12 protein-coding genes are annotated in these 11883 nt (G+C 36.9%); 2 read left to right on the forward strand and 10 right to left on the reverse strand.

Annotation, left to right across the window (positions count from 1 at the left end):
• Positions 1–9: 9 nt before the first annotated feature.
• From EO121_RS00560 to EO121_RS00590, 7 genes are read right to left on the reverse strand one after another with little or no spacing between them, the layout of a single operon-like run.
• On the reverse strand, positions 10–1302 hold the full coding sequence (locus EO121_RS00560) for a homoserine dehydrogenase (protein ID WP_127165286.1): 1293 nt from the start codon (positions 1300–1302) through the stop codon (positions 10–12).
• Between the two features lie 18 nt (positions 1303–1320).
• Complete coding sequence (locus tag EO121_RS00565; protein ID WP_062402832.1) at positions 1321–1773, reverse strand: ACT domain-containing protein; 453 nt, start codon at positions 1771–1773, stop codon at positions 1321–1323.
• A gap of 2 nt (positions 1774–1775) precedes the next feature.
• The gene (locus EO121_RS00570) at positions 1776–2774 is read right to left on the reverse strand and encodes a lysylphosphatidylglycerol synthase transmembrane domain-containing protein (protein ID WP_127165288.1); all 999 of its coding nucleotides are present in this window, start codon (positions 2772–2774) and stop codon (positions 1776–1778) included.
• Complete coding sequence (locus EO121_RS00575; RefSeq protein ID WP_127165289.1) at positions 2771–3637, reverse strand: ChbG/HpnK family deacetylase; 867 nt, start codon at positions 3635–3637, stop codon at positions 2771–2773. The genes EO121_RS00570 and EO121_RS00575 overlap by 4 nt, the downstream gene beginning before the upstream one ends.
• Positions 3638–3696: 59 nt before the next feature.
• Positions 3697–4503: an RNA methyltransferase gene (locus tag EO121_RS00580; RefSeq protein ID WP_127165291.1), complete on the reverse strand. Its 807-nt coding sequence runs from the start codon at positions 4501–4503 to the stop codon at positions 3697–3699.
• A gap of 12 nt (positions 4504–4515) precedes the next feature.
• Positions 4516–6249, reverse strand: a complete 1734-nt coding sequence (locus tag EO121_RS00585) for an ABC transporter ATP-binding protein (RefSeq protein ID WP_127165293.1) — start codon at positions 6247–6249, stop codon at positions 4516–4518.
• On the reverse strand, positions 6239–7975 hold the full coding sequence (locus EO121_RS00590; protein WP_127165295.1) for an ABC transporter ATP-binding protein: 1737 nt from the start codon (positions 7973–7975) through the stop codon (positions 6239–6241). Before EO121_RS00590 ends, EO121_RS00585 begins: the two co-directional genes overlap by 11 nt.
• A 124-nt stretch (positions 7976–8099) precedes the next feature.
• Here EO121_RS00590 and tpx point away from each other — a divergent pair, with 124 nt between their 5' ends.
• On the forward strand, positions 8100–8615 hold the full coding sequence (tpx, locus tag EO121_RS00595) for a thiol peroxidase (protein WP_127160155.1): 516 nt from the start codon (positions 8100–8102) through the stop codon (positions 8613–8615).
• A gap of 69 nt (positions 8616–8684) precedes the next feature.
• On the forward strand, positions 8685–9104 hold the full coding sequence (locus EO121_RS00600; protein ID WP_164725811.1) for a phosphate-starvation-inducible PsiE family protein: 420 nt from the start codon (positions 8685–8687) through the stop codon (positions 9102–9104).
• A gap of 63 nt (positions 9105–9167) precedes the next feature.
• Here the strand turns inward: EO121_RS00600 and EO121_RS00605 are convergent, their stop codons facing one another.
• From EO121_RS00605 to rpsU, 3 genes are all read right to left on the reverse strand, one after another.
• Complete coding sequence (locus EO121_RS00605) at positions 9168–11063, reverse strand: glutamine synthetase (RefSeq protein WP_127165297.1); 1896 nt, start codon at positions 11061–11063, stop codon at positions 9168–9170.
• Positions 11064–11182: 119 nt separating this feature from the next.
• Positions 11183–11635, reverse strand: a complete 453-nt coding sequence (locus tag EO121_RS00610) for a GatB/YqeY domain-containing protein (protein ID WP_127165299.1) — start codon at positions 11633–11635, stop codon at positions 11183–11185.
• A 20-nt stretch (positions 11636–11655) separates the two neighbouring features.
• Positions 11656–11835 carry a 30S ribosomal protein S21 gene (rpsU, locus tag EO121_RS00615; protein ID WP_009353131.1) on the reverse strand — a complete coding sequence of 60 codons (180 nt, stop codon included), beginning with the start codon at positions 11833–11835 and terminating at the stop codon, positions 11656–11658.
• Positions 11836–11883: the final 48 nt, after the last annotated feature.

Consider the following 11883-nt stretch of genomic DNA (forward strand, 5'->3'; position numbering starts at 1 on the left):
AAAACTCCTTTATTCAACCATGATGCGGATCACACTACCCACTTCTCTAACGACCCGTAAGTGGTTGAAAGAATCAATTAGATTTTGAATATACGCATGAGGACATTTAGACGTAATAATGGCTAATGTGGCAGTATCGTTATCTGCTTTGCGCTGGATCACAGAATGAGCCGAAATGCGTTGCTCCGCTAGCTTTGTGGCTACTTTCGCCAATACACCTGTAGAGTTATCCACTGTCATACGAATGTAGTAAGCAGATTCAATTTTGCTAGAACTATACATTGTTTTTTGCGGATAATAGAACTGCTTCATTTCCCCTGTTTTGCCTTGCACAACATTACGAGCTACTTCCATGACGTCACTCACGATAGAACTGCCTGTTGGTAAACTACCAGCTCCACGCCCGTAGAACATAGCCTCATCAAAACCGTTGCCACGTAAGAACACAGCATTAAAAGAACCCCGTACAGAGGCTAATGGATGTGTATTGGCAATAAAGGCAGGATGTACATTTAAAGACAAACCTTTTTTCGTTTCTCTTGCAATGCCTAATAACTTAATAGTATAGCCAAACTCTTTACCAAATTGGATATCACTAGCATCAATTTGCGTAATCCCTTCACAACTTACATCTTCAAAGAAGATACGTTTATTAAAGGCGATAGACCCTAAGATAGCTAATTTACGTGCAGCATCATAGCCTTCTACATCCGATGTTGGATCTGCTTCTGCATAGCCAAGGTCTTGTGCTTCTTTTAGGACTTCTTCATAGCCTAATCCATCTTCACTCATCTTAGATAAAATAAAGTTAGTAGTACCATTTAAAATACCCATAATTTCTGTAATTTGATTACTGCCAAAGGAATCATATAAGGCGCGGATGATTGGAATCGCTCCTGCCACACTCGCTTCGAAGCGTAAGTCCACATGATGCTTTGTAGCTAGCTCCATTAAATAGGGACCAGCTTCCGCTAATAAATCTTTATTAGCAGTCACCACATGTTTTCCAGCAATAATGGCTTCTTCAATACAAGTGCGGGCAAAGGTAGTACCACCCATTACTTCGACTACAATATCTATAGATGAATCCTGTAAAATTTCTTTATAGTCTGTTACAAACGTAGCTGTTGCAGGTAGTGCAACATGACTATATTTATCTGGATTTCTCACATAAATTTTATCTACTATTACTGGTACACTAATACGATTTTGTATGACATCTAAATTTTTAGTCAATAGTTCAACTGTACCCTGTCCAACAGTACCAAAACCCAAGAGGGCAATCTTTACGCCTTGCTTCATTCTAAATCTCCTTAGGCACTAGGCTTGACCAATTAGTTCCACCTTAATAACACCCTCTAATTGTCGTACTTCGTGCAAAACATCTTCTACTGGTAATGTCAATTCCTTCGTTTCAAAGGAAATATTCACATGTGCTACACCTTGTAGCGGTAAATTCTGATTAATTGTTAACACACTGCCATTATAATCTGCAATAATCCGTAAGATATTAGATAACATACCAGACTCATTAGAGATCAGTGCGTTAATTGACACAATTTTACCTTGTGAAAGTTCATAAAATGGAAATACATAATCTTTGTATTTATAATAGGCAGAACGACTTAAGTCCATTTTTTCAACAGCTTCATTAATTGTTTTAGCCTCTCCTAGTTGTAAAATAGATTTTACTTTAATTGTTTTTTTAATCGCTTCTGGTAAGATTACTTCATTCACTAAATAAAATTTGTCTTTTTTGCCTTTCACAGCCATAACTACACCTCTTCACTACTAGTGGAAACGGAACTTGCCATGTGTTGTCCATATAGAGTAAATACGGAATACATGCCGATAAAAAATGGAACATATTCTGCAACAATCCGCCACGCCACTGCAACTAGCCCCACCGTTCCAATTGGTACAAAGGAGGCGAATAAATACACAAATAATCCTTCAGCAACTCCTGCTCCACCTGGTGTGGGTGCAAAATATAAAATTAAATTTAATAAAATCATACGATTTAAAATTTCAACAATGCTAATATCTGAAGTAAACGCATACATCAAAGCTGGCGCTATCGCATATAAGAATAATAAGCTCAATGCAGACTCAATAAAAACGATAAAAGATTGCATAGGGTTTGCATATAATAAACTAAGTCCCCTATTAAATTCATCCAACTTAATGAGCCAACCTTTCGGGTTTCCTTTCTTCATCATCTTACATATCCAAGTTACCAAGCGTTTCATGAGTCGCGTTTGTAGTAAATACATTCCCATAAATGTTGAAATCACAACAAAAATCGATATACCTAATAATTGTGTATTAGTTATATATGGTACTTCGATTGGTTCCGTTACCAATATAATCGGTAACATAACAATTAGAAATAATATGGAAAATACGGTTCGCACTAATACGATCGGAGCGGCAGTGCCAATAGGTACATGATAGGACCGTAAAATTAAAGCCTGTGCCACCGCACCACCACTAGCACCAGGTGTGAGCATGGCCATAAAATAATTACCAAAAATAACTCGTAGAATGGCAATCAAGGATAAATTATATCCACCCATATGTACTAATCGTTGCAGGCGCAATCCATCAAAGTACATACCTAAAGCAAGTGCTACTATGGCCAACAATAAAGATGTAAGATTAAATGTACCTAGCGTAGCCAATGAATCTAAATCAATTGTAAAATAAATTGTTATCCCTGACACAAACAAGAGCAACAATCCAATGAAGATTCCTCGCTTTACCATGGTGCTCATGAATGGGCTCCTTCAGTCCATTGTCCATAATGGATGAGGCTAATATCATGAGTAGCGATATATTCTTTTACTCTAGCCGATGTCATAGCCGCTCGTTCCTCATCCCAATGATATCCCCAATCATACAAGGATTGCAGTGTATGATTATCTTTACCAGGATGTGTCATAATTTCATGGACCCCTTGTTTCTTAGCAACTTTTTTTAAAATTGCTAACAAAGATTCTTCCCTCAATTGACCACCATTCATCATACCCCAAAAATATAGGGGCGATGAAAATCCAAAATCACGAGATGTAGTGTAGGCTTGTTGTGTGATAACCGTTAGTCCTACTTTACCAATCCAACGACCTAGTGAAGACACACCATTCATTAAAAATGGAGTTTCATCGGGCATTCGAATCTTAGTTAAACCATAGCGCTTCATTTGTTCTGCCACTATAGACAACACTTGTGGTAGTACATGCATATGTTGATGTCCATCTACATGTGTTATAGGTAATCCTGTAGACATTACTTTTTGAAATTGTGCTTCAATTTCTTTTCGCAATTCAGAACCTTTTACTTGTCCTTTAAAAAGGCGTTTTATAAATTCCGTGTGTGTCATAGGAAATTTACCATCTATCAACAGACTTGGAATTTCTTTAGGATCACAAACAGGTGAAAGACCACCGACCAAGCAAATATGCAATCCCACGCCTAGTGTGGGCGTTGTCTTAGCTAATGATAAGGCATCCTCAAAATAGTCTCCAGATGCCAATAAAGACGTACTTGTTACTATTCCTTGTTGATGACTTTCTAGGATTCCTTCATTAATAAGAGGATGTAAACCAAAGTCATCTGCATTCACAATTAGACGTTTCATAGTTACCTTCCTGTACGCACTAAATGGATAATTGTATTCTTATTCTACCAAAATTATTGCTATTTGGATAGACAAAGTTTTCTTTCTTGTACTTTATACATGCACAAAGCTCCAGCTATGGCAACATTCAGAGATTCCATAGGACCATACATAGGGATAGAAATTCGCTGTGTAACCAACTGTAATATATCCTCTGAAATACCATTTGCCTCATTTCCTAGAGCAATCATAGTGGCCCCTTCATAGCTTGGTTCTCCATAGTTAACACTATCTTCTAAAACAGTTCCATACAATTTGATTCCTTGCTGTTCTATAAGCTTTACTACACTATCTTGTGTGACATTTGTATAAATCGGTAATTTACACAATCCGCTCATAGTACTACGCACTGTTTTTTCATTGTATATATCTACCGTATTAGATGTTAAAAACATAGCTCTTACACCAGCACCAACAGCAGTTCGTATTAAAGTTCCTAAATTGCCTGGATCTTGTACTCCATCAATGAGTACATATAGACCATTCTCTTTTACACGAAAATCTTCTAGTCGATGTACTTTTTGACATACTACAGCAATTATCCCTTGTCCATGAACTGTTGTTTCAATCCCTTTCCATAGGTTATCTGAAATGGAAAATACCTGGACGTCATAGATGTCACATAAGGATAGCAATGGCTCTAACTGTTCCTGTTTTATGGATTCTATGTTGACAATGACATACCGTACTGTACCAGTAGGCAGCATATCCATTACAGTACGATATCCTTCAGCTACAAATTCCTGATGCGTAGTACGATATTTTCGTTTATATAATTGTACAATGTGCTTAATTTTTTTATTATCTCGTGAAATAATATCTTCCATATTACCCTTTCTTTATGCATTCCATAATTGATAAAACAAACCTTTTTGGCCTAGCACTTCCTCTAAGGTACCTTGTTCTACAATTTCACCATCCGATATGACAATAATTTTTGTAGCATCACGTAACGTTGACAAACGATGTGCTATGGCAATCATCGTTTTATCACCTTTCATATCTGCAATCGATTGTTGCAATAATTCTTCTGTGTGACTATCTATATTGGAAGTAGCTTCATCGAATACTAATAATGATTTATTCTGTACCAAGGTTCTAGCTAAGGACAATAATTGACGTTGCCCCTGTGAAAGTAAGGAACCTAAATACCCCACAGGTGTTTGATATCCCTCTTCCAATCGCTGTACGGAACTATCCAAATGAGCCCGTTTAGCAGCATCTTTTACCATGTCTTCTGTAATAGAACTATCAAATAAGGAAATATTCTCTTCAATAGACCCTTTAAACAAATGGGAGTCTTGGAATACATAGCCCATAGATTGACGTATGATTCTTGGATCCAACGTGCTTAAATCATGTCCATTTATACGAATACACCCTTTGGTAGGCTGCTCAAAACCAAGTAATAATTGCATCATTGTAGACTTACCGCCACCGGATGGACCTGCTATTCCTAAGAATCCCCCCTCCTGTAAGGACCAATTAATATCTTTCAATACGTAATTTTCTGTTCCATCATAAGAAAAATAGACATGATCAAACTCGATAGAATGAATCGCAGAAAATTCTTTTGGTATCACAATATTCTTTTGTACCTGCTTAGTTTCACTTTCCAACATAGGTAAAATACGTTCGGCTCCTGCTAAGGCAGACTGTAAGTTACCATATTTTTCAGCAATTTCTTTAATAGGTTCAAAAATTCGATTAATATATTGTAAAAATGCAAATACAGTGCCTGCCTCTGTAATAGAATCAAAATATCCAGTCACAGTAAAAATAGCAATTAGAGCCACAAAGAATAATCCATCTACGATAGGTCTAAATATAGCAAATGTTTTTACCTCAAATAAGCCTGCCTCTAGAAACTCTCGACTTACCTTATCGTAGCTTTTTTCCATGATAATTTCACCTACATAGGTTTTAATCATCAAAATAGCATTTAACATTTCTTGTACGGATGCATTGGATGCAGCCACTTTACTACGAACACCTCTGAAAGCTTTTCTAGCATACTTACGATAGATAAAGATAACGCCTGTAAATACAGGCACTAATAGTAACACTATGGTAGCCAATGTAGTATCTATAAGAAACATAAACACTAAAATGCCAATAATCTGAAGGATACTACTACTTATTTTTACTAGTACCTCTGTATATAAGGTGCGAATCGATTCTGTATCGTTGGTAACTCGTGTCACTAAATTTCCTACAGGATATGCCGTAAACTCTCTAGGACTCATAGTTAATATATTTTCAAAAATTTTATTTCTAATATCATAGATGATACGTTGTCCAAAACTTTGCAAAGCATAGTTTTCAACACCTAATGCAATCATTCCAAACAAAATTAATCCAATATAAGTCACTGCATAATTCGTTATGAGCCCCATATCTTTAGTTGCCACACCAACATCGATAAATTCTTTCATAATAACTGGTCGTACTAGTTGTACACCGAGCACTAACAGCAACATACAAACGCCAAGACACATATAGGCCATATACGGTTTTATAAATGTGCACAATTGTAATAGCACATGATAATCTGTTTTTTGTTTAGTTCTCATGGCTATCTCCTCGCTTTTGCAACATCACCAACTGATGATACATACCTTTTTGTTGTAATAATTCTGAATGCGTACCAGATTCAACGATATGACCTTCGTGGAACACATAAATACAATCTGCATCTTCTAAGGCCTCTAGACGCTGTGAAATGCATATAATAGTTTGTTCTGTATTAGATCGCAGTGTGTCTAAGATATGACATAAACTATGAGCATCTAAAGCAGAGAAAGCATCATCTAAAAGCAAGTAGGGAGCATCTTTAAAGAATGCACGAGCCAAAGAAATTCGTTGTCGTTGTCCTCCAGATACATCGGTACCACCTTCTTCTAGGTTATCAAACTTACGATTCCCTTCAATACGTTCCTCTAAATCTCTAAACAAACCCGCCCGTTGAGCAGCTTCTTCAATAGTTATTGACAAATCTTTTCTATTTGTATAACCAAATTGAATATTATCTCGAATGGATACACTTAGTAAAGAAGGCGTGGATGATGCATAGGCAATACTATTCCGTAATGTACTAAGCGGAATATCTTGAATGTCAGTACCACCAAAATGGATACTGTCTTTAGGGGCATGCTGAATATCCAATAATAACTTAAATAAAGTAGACTTTCCAGACCCCGGTCCACCAACAATACCAATAAACGATCCTTTTGGAATATGCATAGATACATCTTTTAAAATTGGTTCCTTACTAGTAGCATAGGCAAAATGTAACCCTTGAATATGTATATCTTCTAATGGTAAACGCCCTACTTGTTCTTGAATTTCTTCCTGTGGGAGTTCAAAGAATTCTTCCATTCGTTCCAAGGAGGCAAAACCTTTTTGCAACACAGATGTTAAAGAACCAATCGCCATGATAGGTCCTATAACAAGCATGACATAGCCGTTAAGCGCCACAAATTCCCCTACCGTTAGTTCTCCATTGATAATAGCTTGACCACACACATACATATTGAGAGCATAGCAGACAAAGGGTGCCATATATGTTAATGGAGTCAATAAGGAATCAATTCGCACCACATCTAGATTATTTTCATAGTTGGTTGCATTTACTTTTGTAAAACGTTTCCAGCTTGTATATTCTTTATTGAATGCGCGAATGACTGCCATCCCTAAGAATAACTCTTGGGCATATTCTGTTACATCACTGTAGGAACTTTGTGCTTTCTTTTGACGACTTCGTAAATGTTTTGAAAGCTTCAACATGCCATACACAATAAATGGCATCGGCAATATAGTCACCACTGCTAACCATAAGGACATTTTTTGAACGAGGATACAAAATGCAATGACCCCAAAGAATAAGGCATCTACAAATAACATAACCCCTAATCCCAGAGACACACGTAAAGAGGTTACATCATTTGTCATCAAAGCCATAACTTTTCCTGGACCATGTTCATCATAATACGAAGTAGGAATTCGTAACGCATGACGAAACAACTCACGACGTAAATAGAACTCGAAATTGCGTATAGATCCTAAGAGCATGTGACGTGAAATAAATTTCAACACAGTAATCACAATAGCTAGCAGTACAAACAAACTAACGTAATACCAAATTCCATCTTTTCCCACATATAATGTATTGATGGCTTCCCCCATCCAAGTAGGCACTAATAAGAATAATCCATTAATTGTTAGAAGTAGAATGATGCCAATGATATATTTATAGGAATGTTCTTTAAAAAAGTATCGGAATAAGTGAAAACCTTTCATACGTACCCCCATTCTATGATAATTTCGATTTTTTTCGATAAAGTTTATTTACTAATTTTATTGTACCATGTTATAATGTCAATATACAAAAGATATTATTCCGTATTTTAAGGAGGAACATACAATGGAAAAACGTACAGGTGTAGTAACATTTGCAGGTAACCCAATCGCTTTATTGGGCAAAGAAGTTAAAGTAGGCGACAAAGCTCCTGCTTTCACATTATTAGATAATGGCTTAGGTGAAAAAACATTAGCAGATTACGCAGGTAAAGTAAAAGTTATCTCCGTAGTACCATCTTTGGATACTGGCGTATGTGATGCGCAAACTCGTTGGTTCAATCAAAACGTTTCTAAATTAGGTGACAATGTGGTTGTCTTAACTGTATCCGTAGACTTACCATTCGCTCAAAAACGTTGGTGTGGTGCTGCTGGTATCGATCAAGTTGAAACTTTATCTGACCACCGCGATCTTTCTTTCGGTGAAAATTATGGTTTCATTCTTGAAGGCTTACGCTTATTATCTCGTGGTATCGTTGTCATCGACAAAGACGACGTAGTTCGTTACGTAGAATACGTGCCAGAAGTAACATCTGCTGTTAACTTCGACGCAGCTGAAGCGGCAACTAAAGCCTTAGTTTAATTGTTACTAAGTAAATACATAAGGGTGCAGTGATTCGTCACTCCACCCTTTTTTATTGGAAAGGTCCTTATGAATTATTTTTTGCAACAAGTGTCTACATTTTTTCAGTGGGTTCTAAACTTCACTTTATTTTCTATTGGTATCGTATTAACCGTAGCGGTGTTGAATACAGCGTTTTATATTGTGACGCTCATACCAGGTTTATTTACAACTGATGTAGCATATACTACATTTTTAGAAGAAATTATTAATTTCTTCCTATTCTTTGAGTTTCTATCGTTAGTGATGAAATATTTTAAAAATAACTTCCACTTCCCTCTTCGGTACTTTATCTACATCGGTATCACAGCCATCATTCGACTGATCATCGTATCCCATGAGTCATCACTGGATCTATTCTTATGGTCTGCTGCTATTTTAGCATTAGTCATTAGTTTGGTCTTAGTCGTTCGATATGGAAAAGAACCTAATAGTAATGAAAGATTATAAAATATCATAGCAAAAGGACTGAACACAATGTTGTGGTCAGTCCTTTTTTATACCAAGTACCTATTATAGAATATTACGAGTATATTCTGCATACAATGCTTCTAATTCAACTACTTTTTCGTTCATTTCTACTTGTAATGCAGACGCCGTATTATAGTCACCTTTCACCAATGCATCAGTGATGCGTGTGAATAAAGATTTGCTGTCTACACTATCTTTTGCTAGGTATAAGCGCAAGCTATTCACTTTGTTCCAGTTCGCACTATCAAAAGCATCTGCTGCATCATGGATAGCTTGTAAGGAACGCACTAATTGAATATTAGCTGGAACAATACGGTTTGCTAATTCTAATTTCCAACGATTTATTACACCAGCCATGAAAGAATCCATCAAATCTTTTTCAAAAGCACCACCCAAAGTTAAGGAGGCTACTTTTTCTGGATTGTTTGTATAGCCTTGGATATTTTCCCATACAGTAGCAGGAGCTTTACCGAATTTACGATCACGCTCTTCTGCTGTGAAATCATCGAATACGTCAACTTCTGAACGATATTCACGGGATGCTTCCAGATAATCAGCTACTTCTCCTTCTTTTTTGGACAATTCCGCTAAGATCTCTTCTGGTGCTTTACCCGATGTGATAACATACTTCATGCCATCGAAAGCAGACAAGTAGATCAATGCCAATGCTGTGTATGTATTTGTATATGGGTTCGGAGAACGCAATTCAAAACGAGTTGCCATTGGTGTATCCACATCGCGAATCAAACCACAAAGAATAGTACGGTTACGGCTTGGCAATGCAGGATCTGTACCTAAGGATGTAACGATACATACAGGTGCTTCAAAACCTGGTTTTAAACGGTTTAAGGAGTCTGTTGTGGAGGAAATAAATGGGTTAATCGCTTCGTAGTGTTTTAATAGACCCATAATAGCGCCGTATGCCAATGGGCTAGCATGTTCTTTGCGTAAATCAGCTGGGGAGAACAAGTTGTACACTTTGCCATTTTTCATTTTTACCATCACACCGAAATGTGTATGCTCTCCAGAGCCTGCTACGCCGATGATTGGTTTCGCATTGAAAGTAACATCTAAGCCATTTTCACGGAATACTTCACGAACGATGATACGAGCTTGCAATTCATTATCCGCTGTTTGTAATGGATTATTTGTGTATTTCCAGTCAATTTCTAATTGTTCTAATACCCAGTCTACATTACCCTCATCATCTAGTTTCGCTTTTACACCGCCAACTTCTTTATGGCCCATTTCTGCATGTAAACCATATTTATCTAACAAAGATACTGCTTTTTCTAAGGCTGTACGAACGGAACCATGTGTACGTTGCCAGTATTGCTCTTGTAGTTTTTGAGAGACGGATAACGCTTTTGCATCTACATTTCTAGAAGGTGTTTTCACCCAAAATTCCAATTCTGTAGCAGATGTAAAGATAACGTCAGCGATTTCATTAGCATCGATAAATTCCATGCCTTTCACTTGGTTCGCTTGTAATAATTTCATCAATTCTTCTTTTACATATTCACAGCTACGTTTTAAGATAGAACGAGAGTCTACATAACGATCACAATGTTTCAAGAATGCTGGAATACGAAGTGTACCCGTCGGTTTGCCTGTAGCTTCATCAATATGTTCATAGTTGTAGTCAACAAACCAGTTTACACTAGGGTCACCCCACATATCGACACGTGCATTGTTCAACGTAGCAATATTTGTCAACACAACAGAGGAACCATCTGTTTGTACTGCACGACCTTCAAAGAAAGATTCATAATCGTCAAAGAATTGCTCCATTGGAATTTTTTCATCAGTATCATTACCCGCTAAATCAACACCGACTAAAGATACAAAACGAATTTCTGGATGTTGTTCTAATAAGGCAAGAACACCTTCTTTACCATATTGGCCTGCTGGAATGTAATATAATAACTCTTTGCTCATGATAAACCTCCTCATAATAAACAAAAAGACTCCAAGAAACTATGTTTCTTAGAGTCCTCATTGACTTAGTATTATATTATGTAATTATAGTAACATAATCAATTAAGTCTGTCAACACATTAGTTGACTTTTGCAAGTTCTTCTTTGACAATCGCATTGACTAACTTGCCATCTGCACAACCTTTAGTCTTTGGCATAACCAATGGCATAAGGTCACCCATCTTAATTGGTGCAGTTAGGGTGGAAATCGCTTCTACCACAATGTGACGAATTTCTTCTTCACTTAATTGGGCAGGCAAATATTTGGCTAATACATCCATCTCTGCTTTCACTTGAGTCACTAAGTCATCACGATGACCTTTCTCAAACTCAGCTAAAGAATCTTGGCGAATTTTCATCTCTTTCGCTAAGATAGCGAGAATATCTGAATCTTCTAATTCAATTTTCTTGTCGATTTCTGTATTTTTTATGGCGCTATTTACCATGCGAATGACTGAAAGAGCCACTTTACCTGCTTCGCGAGCTTTCATAGCTTCTTTCATATCTGTTTTAAGCTGATCTTTTAAGGACATGTTGTACCTCCAAGATTGACTTACGCTTTGAATTTGCGTTTTCTTGCTGCTTCAGATTTTTTCTTTCTTTTTACGCTTGGTTTTTCGTAATGTTCGCGTTTGCGTACTTCAGATAAAACACCTGCTTTTTGGCAGGAGCGTTTAAAACGACGAAGTGCACTTTCAAGCGATTCATTTTTACCGACTTTAATTTCTGACATCTATATCCCCCCCTCCAAAACGTATAATGGAAGTGCAGGTAATTTATA

The organism is Veillonella sp. CHU732, assembly GCF_003992085.1.
GTDB lineage: Bacteria > Bacillota > Negativicutes > Veillonellales > Veillonellaceae > F0422.

What these genes read in the sequence shown, in the direction of transcription:
- EO121_RS00560 (WP_127165286.1), bottom strand. Translation starts at nt 1,302, where the DNA reads ATGAAGCAAGGCGTAAAGATTGCCCTCTTGGGTTTTGGTACTGTTGGA.
- EO121_RS00565 (WP_062402832.1), bottom strand. Translation starts at nt 1,773, where the DNA reads ATGGCTGTGAAAGGCAAAAAAGACAAATTTTATTTAGTGAATGAAGTA.
- EO121_RS00570 (WP_127165288.1), bottom strand. Translation starts at nt 2,774, where the DNA reads ATGAGCACCATGGTAAAGCGAGGAATCTTCATTGGATTGTTGCTCTTG.
- EO121_RS00575 (WP_127165289.1), bottom strand. Translation starts at nt 3,637, where the DNA reads ATGAAACGTCTAATTGTGAATGCAGATGACTTTGGTTTACATCCTCTT.
- EO121_RS00580 (WP_127165291.1), bottom strand. Translation starts at nt 4,503, where the DNA reads ATGGAAGATATTATTTCACGAGATAATAAAAAAATTAAGCACATTGTA.
- EO121_RS00585 (WP_127165293.1), bottom strand. Translation starts at nt 6,249, where the DNA reads ATGAGAACTAAACAAAAAACAGATTATCATGTGCTATTACAATTGTGC.
- EO121_RS00590 (WP_127165295.1), bottom strand. Translation starts at nt 7,975, where the DNA reads ATGAAAGGTTTTCACTTATTCCGATACTTTTTTAAAGAACATTCCTAT.
- tpx (WP_127160155.1), top strand. Translation starts at nt 8,100, where the DNA reads ATGGAAAAACGTACAGGTGTAGTAACATTTGCAGGTAACCCAATCGCT.
- EO121_RS00600 (WP_164725811.1), top strand. Translation starts at nt 8,685, where the DNA reads ATGAATTATTTTTTGCAACAAGTGTCTACATTTTTTCAGTGGGTTCTA.
- EO121_RS00605 (WP_127165297.1), bottom strand. Translation starts at nt 11,063, where the DNA reads ATGAGCAAAGAGTTATTATATTACATTCCAGCAGGCCAATATGGTAAA.
- EO121_RS00610 (WP_127165299.1), bottom strand. Translation starts at nt 11,635, where the DNA reads ATGTCCTTAAAAGATCAGCTTAAAACAGATATGAAAGAAGCTATGAAA.
- rpsU (WP_009353131.1), bottom strand. Translation starts at nt 11,835, where the DNA reads ATGTCAGAAATTAAAGTCGGTAAAAATGAATCGCTTGAAAGTGCACTT.